This window comes from Planktotalea sp. (genome assembly GCF_018607965.1).
Lineage (GTDB): Bacteria > Pseudomonadota > Alphaproteobacteria > Rhodobacterales > Rhodobacteraceae > Planktotalea.
On the sequence record NZ_JABBAM010000166.1, the window covers coordinates 1 to 14,451 of the forward strand.

16 protein-coding genes and 1 pseudogene are annotated in these 14,451 nt (G+C 53.8%); 10 read left to right on the plus strand and 7 right to left on the minus strand.

Going from position 1 to position 14,451, the window contains the following annotated elements:
• Positions 1-433: pseudogene (locus QZ279_RS14575) on the plus strand (endonuclease); the annotation flags it as partial.
• Between the two features lie 37 nt (positions 434-470).
• A complete protein-coding gene (locus QZ279_RS14580) occupies positions 471-830 on the plus strand; it encodes a hypothetical protein (protein WP_293452155.1) in 360 nt (119 codons plus the stop codon).
• On the opposite strand, the gene QZ279_RS14585 is transcribed toward QZ279_RS14580, so the two are convergent.
• The 4 genes from QZ279_RS14585 to QZ279_RS14600 are packed head-to-tail and all read right to left on the minus strand — an operon-like array spanning position 827 to position 6,374.
• Positions 827-2,401 carry a Ppx/GppA family phosphatase gene (locus tag QZ279_RS14585; RefSeq protein ID WP_293452158.1) on the minus strand — a complete coding sequence of 525 codons (1,575 nt, stop codon included), beginning with the start codon at positions 2,399-2,401 and terminating at the stop codon, positions 827-829. The two genes, QZ279_RS14580 and QZ279_RS14585, sit on opposite strands and share 4 nt — an antisense overlap.
• A complete protein-coding gene (locus tag QZ279_RS14590; RefSeq protein WP_293452188.1) occupies positions 2,401-4,584 on the minus strand; it encodes an RNA degradosome polyphosphate kinase in 2,184 nt (727 codons plus the stop codon). The genes QZ279_RS14585 and QZ279_RS14590 overlap by 1 nt, the downstream gene beginning before the upstream one ends.
• A gap of 29 nt (positions 4,585-4,613) precedes the next feature.
• Positions 4,614-5,297 carry a DnaA/Hda family protein gene (locus tag QZ279_RS14595; protein WP_293452161.1) on the minus strand — a complete coding sequence of 228 codons (684 nt, stop codon included), beginning with the start codon at positions 5,295-5,297 and terminating at the stop codon, positions 4,614-4,616.
• A gap of 3 nt (positions 5,298-5,300) precedes the next feature.
• Complete coding sequence (locus tag QZ279_RS14600; protein WP_293452191.1) at positions 5,301-6,374, minus strand: AI-2E family transporter; 1,074 nt, start codon at positions 6,372-6,374, stop codon at positions 5,301-5,303.
• A gap of 199 nt (positions 6,375-6,573) precedes the next feature.
• Here QZ279_RS14600 and proS point away from each other — a divergent pair, with 199 nt between their 5' ends.
• The 8 genes from proS (at position 6,574) to QZ279_RS14640 (ending at position 12,978) form a co-directional block, all read left to right on the plus strand.
• Positions 6,574-7,911, plus strand: a complete 1,338-nt coding sequence (gene proS, locus QZ279_RS14605) for a proline--tRNA ligase (protein ID WP_293452193.1) — start codon at positions 6,574-6,576, stop codon at positions 7,909-7,911.
• Positions 7,912-7,914: 3 nt separating this feature from the next.
• Positions 7,915-8,256 (plus strand): DUF2937 family protein, encoded by a 342-nt coding sequence (locus tag QZ279_RS14610; RefSeq protein ID WP_293452164.1) that lies wholly within the window; start codon positions 7,915-7,917, stop codon positions 8,254-8,256.
• A 193-nt stretch (positions 8,257-8,449) separates the two neighbouring features.
• Complete coding sequence (locus tag QZ279_RS14615; RefSeq protein ID WP_293452195.1) at positions 8,450-9,721, plus strand: lipoprotein-releasing ABC transporter permease subunit; 1,272 nt, start codon at positions 8,450-8,452, stop codon at positions 9,719-9,721.
• Positions 9,714-10,397 carry an ABC transporter ATP-binding protein gene (locus QZ279_RS14620; RefSeq protein ID WP_293452167.1) on the plus strand — a complete coding sequence of 228 codons (684 nt, stop codon included), beginning with the start codon at positions 9,714-9,716 and terminating at the stop codon, positions 10,395-10,397. The genes QZ279_RS14615 and QZ279_RS14620 overlap by 8 nt, the downstream gene beginning before the upstream one ends.
• 77 nt (positions 10,398-10,474) lie before the next feature.
• Complete coding sequence (locus QZ279_RS14625) at positions 10,475-11,209, plus strand: hypothetical protein (protein ID WP_293452170.1); 735 nt, start codon at positions 10,475-10,477, stop codon at positions 11,207-11,209.
• Between the two features lie 75 nt (positions 11,210-11,284).
• Positions 11,285-12,295: an Ldh family oxidoreductase gene (locus tag QZ279_RS14630; protein WP_293452173.1), complete on the plus strand. Its 1,011-nt coding sequence runs from the start codon at positions 11,285-11,287 to the stop codon at positions 12,293-12,295.
• A gap of 34 nt (positions 12,296-12,329) precedes the next feature.
• On the plus strand, positions 12,330-12,620 hold the full coding sequence (locus QZ279_RS14635) for a DUF3047 domain-containing protein (protein WP_293452176.1): 291 nt from the start codon (positions 12,330-12,332) through the stop codon (positions 12,618-12,620).
• 19 nt (positions 12,621-12,639) lie between these two features.
• Positions 12,640-12,978 carry a DUF3047 domain-containing protein gene (locus tag QZ279_RS14640; RefSeq protein ID WP_293452197.1) on the plus strand — a complete coding sequence of 113 codons (339 nt, stop codon included), beginning with the start codon at positions 12,640-12,642 and terminating at the stop codon, positions 12,976-12,978.
• On the opposite strand, the gene QZ279_RS14645 is transcribed toward QZ279_RS14640, so the two are convergent.
• From QZ279_RS14645 to QZ279_RS14655, 3 genes are all read right to left on the minus strand, one after another.
• On the minus strand, positions 12,975-13,415 hold the full coding sequence (locus QZ279_RS14645) for a DMT family transporter (RefSeq protein WP_293452179.1): 441 nt from the start codon (positions 13,413-13,415) through the stop codon (positions 12,975-12,977). The genes QZ279_RS14640 and QZ279_RS14645 overlap by 4 nt on opposite strands.
• Positions 13,416-13,421: 6 nt before the next feature.
• Complete coding sequence (locus QZ279_RS14650; RefSeq protein WP_293452182.1) at positions 13,422-13,829, minus strand: PaaI family thioesterase; 408 nt, start codon at positions 13,827-13,829, stop codon at positions 13,422-13,424.
• Between the two features lie 240 nt (positions 13,830-14,069).
• Complete coding sequence (locus QZ279_RS14655) at positions 14,070-14,381, minus strand: abortive infection family protein (protein WP_293452185.1); 312 nt, start codon at positions 14,379-14,381, stop codon at positions 14,070-14,072.
• Positions 14,382-14,451: the final 70 nt, after the last annotated feature.

Here is a 14,451-nt window from a genome sequence, read left to right on the forward strand (position 1 = left end):
GGCGCAAGCCGTTTGGCTGCGCGGGCGGATCGAAGAGCATCTGAACGCCAAAGAACATGTGATGGTGCTGGGGCATTTGAATGATGGACCGGGCTTGGATGAATATGAAAATCTTTTTGGTCGATCCTCTGTCGAGATCGTTTTGGGCGAGGCGGGCTGTCCTTGCCTCAATGATCCGCACGCGGCTTATGCGTTGGCGCGTAAAATAGGCGGATCCCCGACCACGTTGCGGTTTTTATTAAGGCAGCAAAATCGCTATCTTCAAGCGCTGCTTGACTACATTATGGTAAGCGAAAATTTACGCACAAAAGCAAAGGCTTGGCGCATATGGCATTCCTTTGATGACCCTGAGTGTTGGAATGATACCAAGCTGCGTGATGCGCCGATTACAGCGTCTGATCACTTCCCTGTGACGCTTGATATCGACATTTGATCTAAAAATTTGCGCTGAACATGCTTATACTAGAGACATGAAACAGATTGCCATGACCGCTACTTTGGCCCTCGCACTGGCTTTGCCTGCGCAGGCCGATGAGAAAAACACCGATGAAGGATTCAACCTGATGGAACGTGGCGCACGCCTGCTGTTCGAAGGTTTGGTGCAAGACATGGAACCCGCTTTGCGCGAAATGGACGGGCTGATGGATCAGCTGGAGCCAGCTTTGCGCGGTTTTGTCGAAAACATGGGTCCAGCGCTTGGGGATTTCTTGGGGCAGTTTGATGATTTTTCCAAGTACCATGCACCAGAAATACTACCGAACGGCGACATCATTTTACGCCGTAAATCGCCCGAGGAAATGACGCCACCTGAAGGCGAGGTGGACCTTTAGACTTCGGGCACTTCAGTAGAGGGTTTGGTGAATTTGACGGTTACTTCTGCTCCCAATGACGTCGCCAGTGAGGATAGCCGTGCTTCTGCGACCTCTGAAAACAGTGCTTTCGCAGATGGGTGAAGGCGCAGCTCAAGCTGCTTTTTCTTTGGGAACCAGCGCATTTCACCAAATTGCGCGTCTTTCTCCATCCACAACATAGCGCCAAACCGCATGGCCTTGCCCAAAATTTCCGCCTGTTTCTGCTGCTCTGGAGGTATCAGATCGAACAGATCGTCAAAACGCGTCCCTTCGCGTTTGTTGCGATACCGGTGCATCAATGCAAGCCCAAGAAACACGCGTTCTTGGTGGCTAAGGCCGCCCATGTTTGCACGGGTTGAGTTGTCAAAACAGACTTCCGCGCGAAAATCGGGATGCGCGCGCCAACTGACGTCGTGCAAGAGGCTGGCCGCTTTCACCAAACGCTTCGTCGTTGCGGGGGCCGATTTGAACAGTGGCATGATGAAATCATACAGCGTTTTGCCAAAACCCGGTAGGCGCGCATCTTTGGACTCAGAGAAGCGTGCGGATTCAATCAAGGGATCGCGATCTCGCAATTTCTGGGGCATTTGTTCATAAAGCATTCCTTCTCGAATACCGTAGCTTGAAATGGCGATATCTGTAGGTTTAACCTTGCTAATTAATATCTTAAGGACCTCTGATGCGATTGGAACCAAGGCCATACGTGCGGAGGAAATATCGCAAGCACTGCGCAGGTCTTCAATGTTCGACTGCGCTATGAATTTCACGGTGTCGCGTACAGATTTGGGCGTCATGCGGTACTCGTGCAAGACGTGTAGCGGATATCCGCGGCGGTGCATGTCGATGCGCGCGATTGCACGCCACGATCCACCCACAAGAAAAAGGCGGTCTTTTTGTTCACCAATTTGTTCGCGTAAATCGCTGATGACCTCTTTGGCATAGGCTTTGCGCGCCTTTGCACCGCCCTTCATGCTTTGTAATTTAAGTGGGCCAAGGGAAGAGGTCACGCACTTGCCAACACGACCATCGCGAATTTCGGCCAACTCCATCGAGGCACCGCCAATGTCGCAGACCAGTCCGTAAGACCCCGGCCAGCCAAGCAACACGCCCTGCGCAGAAAGGCGCGCTTCTTCTGGGCCATCGATGACGTGAACTTGAAGGCCCGTTTCGCGCAAAACATCTGCGCAAAAATCAGGGCCGTCCGTTGCGTCACGCACGGCGGCGGTCGCGACGGCTGTCAGCGGGGAAATGCCAAGACTTTGTGCGATCGCCTCAAACCGTGCAACGGCCGCTAAAGCGCGATCGCGACCCTTGGGATTTAGGTGCCCGGTTTCAGCAATCCCAGCCCCCAACGCACACATGACCTTTTCGTTGTAAAAATAGGCTGGACTGCGCGCCGCGCCGTCAAAAATGACCATCCGAACAGAGTTCGAACCGATGTCCACGACCCCAACACGTGCAAGTTTTCGCACCGATGGGTCGTTGAACAAAGGCCGCCCAAACGGACCATAGTTTGAACTGGGTAATTGGAGTGTATGGTCAGCGCTCATTACAATGTCTCGTCGATTGTATGGGTCAGTTTTGGTACGTCTGCAGCTCCCGCAGAGCCACGGCCAGAGAGGGATGGGTTTTCCATGAAAAATTTGTGGCAATTAAAGGCGAACACACCCTCAGGCACGGTTTCACGTGAGAATGAGCCATCAGGACGCATGATCCAGCTTTGGGCTACGTCCGCAAGATTTGCGGCCATGATTTGGCTCACGATCTGGGCTTTCACAGTGCCGTTGTTTATTTCCACAAGCGTTTCGACGCGGCGGTTTAGATTGCGTCCCATCCAATCCGCAGAACTGATAAACACGCGGGCTTTTTTGTGGGGCAGGCCGTAGCTGTTTCCGAAACACACGATGCGCGAATGTTCTAGGAAACGACCAACGATCGACTTCACACGGATCGTTTCGCTAAGGCCCTTGATCCCGGGGCGCAAACCGCAAATGCCGCGAATGATCAGATCGATCTTCACGCCCGCTTGCGAGGCCGCATAGAGCGCGTCGATGACCTCTGGATCGATCAGGGAATTCATCTTGGCCCAGATCACAGCGGGTTTGCCGGCCTTGGCATACTCTGCCTCTTTTGCGATCAATGCGATCAATCGTGGTTTTAGAGTCAGCGGTGAAATCGCAAGATTGTCGAGTGCGTCTGGGGGCGCGTAGCCAGAGAGATAATTGAACACTTTGGTGGCATCACGCCCCAGTTTTGCGTCACACGTGAAGAACGACAGGTCTGTATAAATGCGCGCTGTAATAGGGTGATAATTGCCCGTGCCGTAGTGTGTGTAGGTCACCAGTTGATCGCCCTCGCGGCGTACCACGGTTGAGATTTTGGCATGGGTTTTCAAATCGAGAAAACCGTAAACGACATGGGCACCTGCGCGTTCGAGGCGGCGTGATTGACGGATGTTGGCAGCTTCGTCAAAGCGGGCTTTCAGTTCGACTAGCGCGGTGACGGATTTACCGTCTTCGGCGGCTTCGCACAGTGCAGACACGATGGGTGAGCGTTTGGAGGTGCGATACAGCGTTTGTTTGATTGCAACGACATCAGGGTCGCGCGCGGCTTGGGTAAGGAAACGCACGACCATGTCGAATGTCTCGTAGGGATGATGTAGCAGCATGTCCTTTTGGCGGATCGCGGCGAACATATCGTTGTCGTGATCTTGCACGCGTTCTGGCACGCGCGGCATGAACGTGGGCCAAAGCAAATCAGGGCGGGCATCTGTGACGAGTTCTGACAGATCGGCCATGCCAATCATGCCGGGTAATTCGACAGTTTGGGAGTCCGTTACCCCGAGTTCGCGCATGACCAGGTTTTTCAATTTGTTTGGCGCATCACCCGTGTAGGTCAAACGAACGACTTCGCCGCGCTTGCGACGTTTCAAAGCGACCTCAAATTCGCGCACCAAATCTTCGGCTTCGTCTTCGACTTCAAGGTCGCTGTCGCGCAGCACGCGAAAACCGAAGTGGCCCTTCATTTTGTATCCGGGGAACAGACGGCCAAGGTTTTCAACAAGCACATCTTCCAAAGGAAGATAGCGTGATTCGCCGTCGGGTGCGGGCAAGGCGACGAACCGATCAATCTGGGCTGGAATAGGCAGCAGCGCCAGAAGTTCGCGCTTATCTGATTGGCGTTCCAGTTGCAGCGCCAGCGAATAGCCCGTGTTTGGGATGAACGGGAAGGGGTGCGCGGGATCAATTGCGAGGGGGGAAAGGACAGGAAAAACTTTGTTCAGGAAAACATCGGCGATGAAGTCTTTGTCAGCATCGTCCAGTGCATCGCGTTCGATGATCGACACATTTGCGTCGCACATCAGTGTGCGGATGCCCTCGAACACACGTTGTTGGGTTTTTAAAAGTTCGCGCGCGTCTTCGTTGATAAGCACAAGTTGCTCGGCAGGGGTTAGGCCATCTGCAGCAGGGGTCGTGTTACCCGCTTGTGCCAGTTCGCGCAGACCCGCGACGCGCACTGTGTAGAATTCATCCAAGTTCGTCGCTGAAATAGACAGAAAACGCAGGCGTTCATGCAGGGGAACACGCGGGTTATCCGCCTCTTCCAGCACGCGCCAATTGAAATTCAACCAGCTGAGTTCGCGGTTCACAAAGCGCGCAGGGCCTGTGAGATCGACGTCGGCAAGCTCCAATGGCTCGGGGCAATTGGCTTTGAGAAAGTCAGCTTGCATGATGCGCTTTCGAATATTTCATGGACGATTAACTATGTGTCTGCGGCGATGGTTTTGTCCAGCACTGCCGACACGAATGCGCGTGTTATGGGGCGCTTTGCTTCCAATGCGGCTTTGTCGATTGTTGCGACGATGTGTTGTGCGGCCGCGAATGAGCGATCGATGCGACGCGCGAGGAACGGGATGACATCAAGAGCTGGGTTCAACTGGCGATCTATGAACAGTTTCATCAATAGGGATGTGAGAAGGGTATCATCAGGTGCATCGAGCTGGGCGATTTGCAACGCCTGAAGGCGGCTTGCAAGATCAGGCAGTGTAAGGGGCCAGCGTTGGGGGGCGTTTCGCGCGGTGATGAGCAGGGGTTGGCCTTCGGCTTGGGCTAGGTTGTGCAAGTGAAAAAGTGCTGTTTCGATGATGCGCTGACCTGCGATTTCGTCGCCGTCTTCGACGACAACGGGTGTCTTCAGAAGGTTGGGAACCATCTCTTCGTTCAAATCACGTGCCTTTATGATCTGTGCGCCGCTTTGGGCAGCCCAAACATGGGCAAGATGCGTTTTGCCAGATCCTTCGGGGCCAACAAGTATCAGTTTGCCGTTCATCCAGCTTTGCGGTGTATCGATCAAAGCGACTGCAAGCGCATTGGACGGGGAAATGAAAAAATCATCACGCCCCAACGCTGGGCGCGCCGGAAGGTCGAAACTGAGCTGCTCGGCCATGTCCTAGGTATCCGTTTGATCGTCTACTTCGATGCCGGAATAGAGGCGGCTCCCGAGATATTGTCCAACAAAGAAGCGAATGATCACCCCGAGGGATGCTGCGACAGGAACCGCAACAAGCATCCCGACAAATCCGAAGATCGAGCCGAAAACAGAGAGTGATAGCAGCAGCCAGACAGGGTGTAGACCCACGGAATTTCCGACAAGCTTTGGTGTGAGGACATTCCCTTCGATGACTTGGCCAACGGCAAAAACGCCTGCGATGAGACCTAGTGAAACCCAGTCGCCCCAGAATTGGAAAAGACCAAGTCCTATAGCGAGCGCGCCGCCCACGAGCGCACCGATGTAGGGAATGAAGGTAATCAGACCTGCAATAAATCCAACGACAAGACCGAATTGCAAACCAACCAACATGAGCGCAATCGCGTAATATGTGCCAAGCACCAGACAAACAGTGCCCATTCCACGAATGAAAGCGGCGAGTGTTTTATCGATTTCTTTTGCGAGGTGGCGCACTGTTGGAGCGTGGTCGCGTGGGAGCAACGTATCCACACGCGCGGTCATGTTGTCCCAATCTAGCAGCAGGTAGAAAGCGACGACGGGAACGATCAAGAAAAGGACCGCGATGTTGATGATGGACGACGCGGACGAAAGCGCTGTGCTGAGCAATTCGCCGCCCTTGGACTGGATCGTTTCACCGATGCCAATCAGGGATTGGCGAATGGTTGAGCCTTCGTCCATGATTTGTGGGAAACGTTCTGTCAGGAAGGCTTGGAGGTCAGAAAAAAGCTGTGGCGCAATGTTAAATAACGAGACGGCTTGATTGATCAGTGTGGGCACAACGAGCAGGATCAATACAATGAAAATAACGCCCGCGAAGAGCGTAATAATCGTTGTTGCCAGTGCGCGACTGCATCCCATGCGTTCCAAACGGTCTGCGACGGGGTCCAGAAAATATGCAATTGCGCCACCCAAAACAAAGGGCAGGATGACATCGCCAAGATACCATAGTGCGACCATGAAAAGGGCGGTTGCGATGCCCCAGTATTTCAATTGATCTTTGACGGGATGTGCCATGCGCACCTCTGCTTGATTGGTTGGCCTAGACATCGCCCATGCGCGCGCTGGTTTCAAGGGCCGGTTGGGGGCCAGCCCCCATCACAGCTGCGCTGGGATTCCCCCGAAGTTTATTTAGAAAGATGAAGGGGCGAGCCTTGCTGGTTATAGCGTGAGCGCATAAACGGGAAAGAACTTGAGCATTTTTGAAGGACGTCCCATGCGCCTGAGCCGTTATTTTTTGCCGATCTTGAAAGAAAACCCTGCGGATGCGCAAATTGTCAGCCATCGTTTGATGCTGCGCGCGGGTATGATTAAGCAGGCCTCAGCCGGGATTTATTCGTGGTTGCCGATGGGTTTCAAAGTTCTGCGCAAACTTGAAAATATTGTACATGAAGAACAGGCGTGCGCGGGTCATATTCCGATGTTGATGCCGACCTTGCAACCTGCGGATCTATGGCGCAAGTCTGGCCGCTATGATGCGTACGGCCCTGAAATGCTGCGGATTACCGACCGCCATGATCGTGAGATGCTGTATGGTCCCACGAATGAAGAAATGATCACAGATATGGTTGCCAACTTTGTCGGCAGCTACAAATCCCTGCCGCTGACATTGTATCACATCCAGTGGAAATTTCGCGATGAAGTGCGTCCACGTTTTGGTGTGATGCGGGGGCGTGAGTTCCTGATGAAAGATGGTTATAATTTTGATCTGACCAAAGAAGATGCGTTGCATGCGTATAACCGTCACTTGGTTACTTACCTTCGCACGTACGAACGTATGGGCCTACAAGCTATTCCGATGCGTGCGGACAGTGGACCCATTGGCGGTGATTACACCCATGAATTCCTCGTGTTAGCGGACACGGGCGAAAGTGAAGTGTTCTATGACAGCGAGATCACAGACCTGAAGTTTGGGGATCGCGCAATTGATTTTGAAGACAAGGCTGCGTGTCAGTCGGTCTTGGAAGAGTTCACTAGCCGCTACGCGCGCACGGATGAAACCCACGATGAGACGGCCTTTCATGAGGTGCCAGAGGAACGTCGCCGCGTTGCGCGCGGAATTGAAGTGGGTCAGATTTTCTACTTTGGTACCGAGTATTCCGAGAAGATGGGTGCGATGGTGCAGGGCGAGGACGGTCAACGTGTGCCACTTCACATGGGCAGCCATGGTATCGGTGTGTCACGTCTGTTGGGCGCGATTATTGAGGCATCACACGACGACAAAGGCATCATCTGGCCGGAGGGCGTGACGCCGTACAATTGTGGTATCGTGAATCTAAAACAGGGTGATGAAGAGGCTGACGGGGCGTGTGACGCGCTATATGACAGCCTGACCGCGCTTGGCCTTGAGCCGCTTTATGATGATCGCAAAGAGCGCGCTGGCGGTAAATTCGCGACGATGGATCTGATTGGCCTGCCTTGGCGGATTACTGTCGGGCCACGCGGCTTGAAAAACGGTGTTGTCGAAGTCACATCGCGCCGCACGGGCGAAAGCGAAGAGATGACGCCAGAATTGGCTATTGCTAAGATCGCGGCAATCTACGCGGGACTATAAACCATGTTTGCGCGCGCGCTTACCTTTGTTGCTGGGTTGACCGGTGCGGCAAGCGTGTCGCAATTTCCTGATTATTCCCAACAGTATATGCAGCGATTGGGCGGGGCCGTGGATGAATTGTCCCGTTTCATGGATGACTTTGACGCGGATGCTGCCGAACTCGATCTTAGCCGTTCGGCTGCTTTGGTCGATCTCGCACAAGGCGGCCAGATGGGTGCAGCACGCGCGGAAACGATGGTCGCGACGATGGATCGCCATGACCGGCTGTCGAGCGATCTTGAACGCATGCAGGGACTTGGTCCGTTTAGCCGTGCGAAGTTTGCGGCGCGCTTCGGAAAACTATAAACCTGCGATGCCCGTCACCTTTGAAGGGGCGATCTTTGCTGTGCTTGGATTCTTGGGCGGTCTTGCGCTGTTCTCTGGTCTGATTTGGCTGCTGCGCTTGCCTTTTTCCCTATTTCGGCGCACCACAACCCGATAAAACAATCCCAAATGGGAGCTTCGAGCCGTGACCAAAACCAACCCGTCTAAAACCCCTATGCCTTTTGCGCGCTTTGAGTGGATGATTGCGTGGCGCTATCTGTGCGCCAAACGTGCCGAGGGTGGCGTGAGTGTGATGACGTGGATCAGTTTGATCGGCATCACTTTGGCGGTGTTTGCTTTGATTGCGACACTTTCAGTGCGCTCCGGGTTTCGCACTGATTTCGTCGGCACGATCTTGGGTGCGAATGCCCATGTGACGGTATATAAGACGGCAGCGGTTGATGAATATGGGCGTCTTGATCGCAAGATTTACGACTATGATGAACTGGCTGAACGCCTGCGCGGTGTTGAGGGTGTGACGCGCGCGGCCCCACTGGTACGTGGGCAAGTCATGGCCAACAAGGCGGGGCGCAATACTGGGATCGAAATTTATGGGATCACGGCAGAAAACCTGATGACGATCCCTAAAGTTGCCGATCCACAGGAAGCCTTCGGGAATATCAACAATTTCGAGGCAGGCATCGCGATTGGATCTGGTGTTGCGCGTGAACTTGGCGTGTCCAGCGGGGATCGCATTAAGATTATTTCCCCCAATGGTGTGAAAACCGCCTTTGGCACCAGCCCGCGCATCAAAGCCTATGAAGTGACCTACATCTTTACAGCCGGGCGCTATGATATTGATCGCACGCGGGTTTATATGCCGTTGGCTGAAGCGCAAAATTTTTTCAATCGCGAAGGGGCGGTGGATGAAATCGAAGTCATGGTTGTCGATCCAGAAGAGATTGACGGGTTGCAATTAGACCTGCTGCGCGCTGGCGGGGATCGTACGCAACTTTGGGCGTGGACAGATGCGTCTGGCGGTTTCCTGCGCGCGCTTGAAGTTGAGGACAACGTGATGTTTGTGATCCTGTCGATCCTGGTTTTGATCGCCGCGATGAACATCGTGTCTGGCTTGATCATGCTGGTGAAAAACAAAGGTCGTGACATTGGAATTTTGCGCACGATGGGCCTAAGTGAAGGTTCGGTTCTGCGAATTTTCTTCATTTGCGGCGCGTTCACAGGGATTATTGGCACGGTTATGGGTGTCATTCTGGGATGTCTTTTCGCAATCTATATCGACACGATTTTTTCTGCTGTGAACTACTTTGCAGGGGGCGGCGTTTGGGATCCTTCTGTGCGGGGCCTTTACGAATTGCCTGCTGAATTGCGGTTCGAAGATGTGATGTCTGCGGTCATTCTGTCGCTTGGCCTGTCTTTCGTTGTGACGATTTTCCCCGCGCGCCGTGCGGCCCGTATGAACCCAGTAGAGGCGCTGCGCTATGAGTAGTCCGACCCTAGAATTGAGTAGCATCGCTAAGGCCTATAATAAGGGCAAAGAGAACGAAGTGACTGTTCTGCGCGATATCGATCTGTCGGTTGAACTTGGTGAAGTCGTCGCGTTGGTTGCGCCCTCTGGTGCAGGTAAATCAACCCTGCTGCATATCGCGGGCCTGTTGGATTCACCCGATACGGGTCAAGTTAAAATCGCGGGACAGGATATGACGGGACTTAGCGACCGCAAACGTACAGCTATCCGTCGTGAAGATGTGGGATTTGTTTATCAGTTCCATCATTTGTTGCCAGAGTTCACAGCGCTTGAAAATATCGTGTTGCCGCAACTGGCAAATGGGATTTCGTCCGTTGCCGCGACAGAGCGCGCTGAAGACTTACTGACGACTGTAGGTGTTGCGCATCGTGCGGATCATCGACCGGCGGCACTGTCTGGTGGTGAACAGCAGCGCGTTGCATTTTGCCGCGCGCTTGCGAACGCGCCACGACTTTTGCTGGCGGATGAACCAACGGGCAATCTAGACCCCGGCACGTCTGACCAAGTTTTCGGGGCCTTGATGGAATTGGTGCGCGGCACGGGCATGTCAGCGGTCATTGCGACCCATAATCTTGAACTGGCCTCACGTATGGATCGTCAGCTACGCTTGGACGGTGGAAGACTCCTCGCACTTTGAATTTGTTTTAATGCGTCCAGTTTTTGACAATATGACCGAATACGAACCGCTTAATACAAAGTGTTAAGGGGTTTCCTATGTCTGCCACGATGATCATAATGCTAAGTGCTTTGACGCTTTTTGGCGTTATTCTGATCGATCCTGAGGAAGGTGCCACGACTGAGCCCGAGGATCCAACGCCTGAACCCGAAGACTCGGTCGAGGGCGGAACAAGCCCGCTAAGCGAAGCGACAGCTTCAACACCTCCGGTTGAAGATGATACTGCTGTTGCTTCCCAAAATGTCGAGGAAACGAGCGACTTGAACGACACTGGCAATGCTACAATTTCGGGCTCTGTCCAGTCGGATGTAATCAACGCTGGTATCGGGGATGATATCGTTGACGGTCGCCTTGGGGACGATACGATTTCTGGCGGAACAGGCAGTGACAATGTTTCTGGTAGCTTGGGAAATGATGTTCTTTACGGCGGCGAAATCGATGGCGATGACGATGGCGAAGTCGACACCTTGAATGGTGGCGTGGGTGCTGACCGGATTTACCTTGGAAATACAGATATTGCTGAGGGCGGTGCTGGCGCAGACACCTTTGTCCGGCTTTCGAATATGACATCTCGTGCTTTGGTGACTGATTTTGACAGGTCTGAAGATGTAATTGTCATCGAATATGAAAACGATCCAGCTCCAACTGTCGACACGCAAACCATCGCATCTGATGGTGTCATTCTCGACCTGTCTGACGGCAGCCGGATTGAACTTGCGGGGCTGACAGAGGCGATTGATCCATCGCTTATTAGTTTCGTGGATATTCGATGATCTAACCTAGCGTGGCCTCTTGACGCCTCGCGATAGATTAAGCACCGTTCGAGAAATTCAGCACAGGGGGACGGTATGCCAGAAATATTCGTAAGCGAGATCCAAGAGATCACACGCCAAGCACTAATCGCGCACGGTGCGGTGGATCGCGTTGCCTCTGAAATGGCGCAGGCGGTGGCATGGGCTGAGGCGCGCAACAATCGAATTTGCGGGCTGTATTATGTCGAAAGCTATTGCCAGCAGCTTCAAAGTGGGCGCGTCAGCGGAACGGTTGATCCTGTGGTCACACGGCCTTTGGCCTCTCGGATCGAAATCGATGCTGGCAATGGTTTTGCGCAACCCGCGTTCGAGCACGCATTGGCCCAAGCGGTTGCAGCGGCGAAGGAGACGGGCACAGTAAACGTTGCGATCCACCACGCACATACCTGCACCGCCTTAGGTTATTTTACGGAAAAAGCGGCTAAACAGGGGATGATTGCGATTGGAATGACCAACGCGTCGCCCATTGTCGCCGCGCCCGCGGGCAAGACGCGCGTGATTGGGACCAACCCGATGGCCTTTGCCGTTCCCGACGGAAAAGGTGGCATCGCGATGTCGTTTGATCAGTCCACGACGACGGTTGCTTTGGGTCGGATCACCATGGCGAAAGCCGCCGGTGATGCGATCCCTGAGGGTTGGGCGGTTGACGCGGATGGCAATCCTACGACTGACCCAGAGGCGGCATTGAAGGGGTCACTCACCTCGCTTGGTGGATTGGAACAGGGTTACAAAGGCTGGGGGCTTGGGGTGATGGTCGAACTTTTGGCGGCTGGCATGACGGGCGGTGTGGCAAGTCGCGATGTTAAGCCGCTCAAGGCCCCCAACGGCGATCCCCATGGGCTTGGACAGTTTTTCATGTTGATCGATCCCAGTGCGAGCCCTGCGTTTTATGACCGCCTCGAGGCGCTCGCGGCAGCTGCGATAGAGGACGAAGGCACGCGTATGCCCGGACAGAACAAACGCCTGCACGATCCTGTGGACGTGCCCGACGCTCTTTGGGATCTGATGGTTTCGCTCTCAAAGGGACCTGCTCACGCAGACGTGTGATGAAAATGAGGGCGCTCTGCGTCAAACACATCTTATGAAACATCTTCTCTCTTTGGCGCTGGCCGCCTCGCTGATCACTGTTCCTGCCGTTATGGCCGAGCAAATTTCGTTCAATAAGTCGTGGAAAGAACAAAAGTTCTCGCTGTTTTCCAAGAATAAATACAGCTTTCAAGGCGCGACGCTGGGTGTGCAATCCGATGGCGCTGTGTCTATGGCGTATCGTGCGGTTCCTGAAAAACTGTGGAACAGTTCGAAAGCGTCGTGGAAATGGAGCGTAAAAGAGTCCGTGACAGCCACGGATCTGCGCAAAAAAGGGGGGCGATGACCGTAACCTCGCATTGTATGTGGTCTTCCTGCCCGAAGCGGACGCGCAGCGCCTGAAAGGTGCAGGCATTCGTAAATTGCTTGGATCTGACGCAGCGCGCGTGTTGGTCTATGTATGGGGCGGCAATCATGGGCGTAGCAAAGTGTTGGGCAGTCCGTATTTAGGCGCGCGCGGAAAGACTGTTGTCTTACGCAATGCTGGAACGGGGAGCCATTCTGAGAACGTGAACTTGTCAAGCGATTACAAACGTGCGTTTGGCGGTGCCAAGGGCGCGGTCGTCGGAATTGCGATTTCCGCTGATAGTGATGACACTAACACCAAAGTGCGCGGTGCGATTTCTAACCTATCTCTGAATTAAGCCTGCTGGGTGAAATAGACCCCAAGCGCCATCAACGAAATTCCGCCCGCTCTTGTCATCGAGAGCGGACTTATTTGTGCGCCGAACAGGCCGAAATGATCAATGGTGGCTGCGCTGATTAACTGGCCAAGCAACACGAAGAATACCGCATTCCCAACGCCGAATTTCGGGGCAATGAAGGTGATCGACAAGATGTAGAACGCTACCAACACGCCCGCAAAGAATAGATGTTTGGGGGCGGCAAGGATGCTGGAGGTGGGTTTGAACCCGCCTATGAGGAAGACCGCGAGGGTGCAAAGCAGTGCGATTGCGAATAGCGCGATAGAGGCGACGACGGGCGAGCCGATACGCCCGCCTAGGGCTGCGTTTAGCGCCGCAAGAATAGGGATTCCGATGCCTGCGAACAGCATGGTGAGGGCGTAGGATGTGTTTGGCATGTGCGTCTACTTTGGCAAGTAAAAGGTGGCGGTTGCTGTGGCGATGGGCTTGCCTGAGGGCTCTGCGATCATGGTCGCGCGTGTGAAGATCAACGCTTTGCCCGCGCGCACGACCTTGGCCTCGCATCTGATGTGTGTCCCGACGCCGGGGCGTAGGAAAACGGTGTCGAGGTTGGTTGTCGCGACGGGTTTGGCCTGCCCGTAATGGGCGAAACACGCAAACACCATGATCGTGTCGGCCATCGCGGCCAGCGCTTGGCCCGACAGGATATCGCCCATGCGGGTGAGGTCGGTGGTGATCGGCATCGTGGCCGTGGCCTTGCCCGCGCTTATGTCCGTGAACGTCAGGTCCAACGCCCGCACCCAAGGCGCGAAGTTTTCATCGAGGAACGCTTGGGCGTCTTGTGGGGTCATTTGATTTTCTCTGGTGAATGCGTGATATCACGCACCTTACGTTTAGGGACGCGCGGTTTGCAATGCTGCGCTGTGAATGGGCGCAATAGCAATGCAGTTGCCCGGCCAACGCTAGATCAGCCGCTAGGGTTGCCGCTTTTGCGACGTTGGTAGTTGCCGTGGGTAGGGAGTTCGGATTTTGCTGGGATAATGTGTGCTGTTCAAACTGTGGAGCGCTTGCCCACTGGTCAAGCGTTTGGCTTAGCTTAAATCTTTAGGAGAAGACTTCTTCTTTTCGTAAGTCTCTGTCGCAAAGTCTACGAACGCAATTGCACAAGATGCTGCTAAACGAGCATGCCTTGGCTCCAAACCTCGGTACTCAGAGTCCTTTCCATAACCACTTCCATACAAGCCTCTAAGCTCTGCAATGCCCTTTGTAACTTGCGCAAGATTGCTCAACGTACGTTTGATTATCTCAGCACCTTTTGCTTCATTCGAAACGCTTTCGGGTAAGAGGCCCAACGCTTTGCACATTTTCCGCGTTAACTTGGGTAGATCATCTGCTTTTTCCACTTGCTCAGCATCCGGCAAAGAAGAAATGATAGATTTACAGCATGACTCTATTAGGGTCAGGACTCATAAC

What these genes read in the sequence shown, in the direction of transcription:
- QZ279_RS14635 (WP_293452176.1), top strand. Translation starts at nt 12,330, where the DNA reads ATGAAACATCTTCTCTCTTTGGCGCTGGCCGCCTCGCTGATCACTGTT.
- QZ279_RS14580 (WP_293452155.1), top strand. Translation starts at nt 471, where the DNA reads ATGAAACAGATTGCCATGACCGCTACTTTGGCCCTCGCACTGGCTTTG.
- QZ279_RS14620 (WP_293452167.1), top strand. Translation starts at nt 9,714, where the DNA reads ATGAGTAGTCCGACCCTAGAATTGAGTAGCATCGCTAAGGCCTATAAT.
- QZ279_RS14600 (WP_293452191.1), bottom strand. Translation starts at nt 6,374, where the DNA reads ATGGCACATCCCGTCAAAGATCAATTGAAATACTGGGGCATCGCAACC.
- QZ279_RS14630 (WP_293452173.1), top strand. Translation starts at nt 11,285, where the DNA reads ATGCCAGAAATATTCGTAAGCGAGATCCAAGAGATCACACGCCAAGCA.
- QZ279_RS14645 (WP_293452179.1), bottom strand. Translation starts at nt 13,415, where the DNA reads ATGCCAAACACATCCTACGCCCTCACCATGCTGTTCGCAGGCATCGGA.
- QZ279_RS14650 (WP_293452182.1), bottom strand. Translation starts at nt 13,829, where the DNA reads ATGACCCCACAAGACGCCCAAGCGTTCCTCGATGAAAACTTCGCGCCT.
- QZ279_RS14610 (WP_293452164.1), top strand. Translation starts at nt 7,915, where the DNA reads ATGTTTGCGCGCGCGCTTACCTTTGTTGCTGGGTTGACCGGTGCGGCA.
- proS (WP_293452193.1), top strand. Translation starts at nt 6,574, where the DNA reads ATGCGCCTGAGCCGTTATTTTTTGCCGATCTTGAAAGAAAACCCTGCG.
- QZ279_RS14625 (WP_293452170.1), top strand. Translation starts at nt 10,475, where the DNA reads ATGTCTGCCACGATGATCATAATGCTAAGTGCTTTGACGCTTTTTGGC.
- QZ279_RS14585 (WP_293452158.1), bottom strand. Translation starts at nt 2,401, where the DNA reads ATGAGCGCTGACCATACACTCCAATTACCCAGTTCAAACTATGGTCCG.
- QZ279_RS14615 (WP_293452195.1), top strand. Translation starts at nt 8,450, where the DNA reads ATGCCTTTTGCGCGCTTTGAGTGGATGATTGCGTGGCGCTATCTGTGC.
- QZ279_RS14595 (WP_293452161.1), bottom strand. Translation starts at nt 5,297, where the DNA reads ATGGCCGAGCAGCTCAGTTTCGACCTTCCGGCGCGCCCAGCGTTGGGG.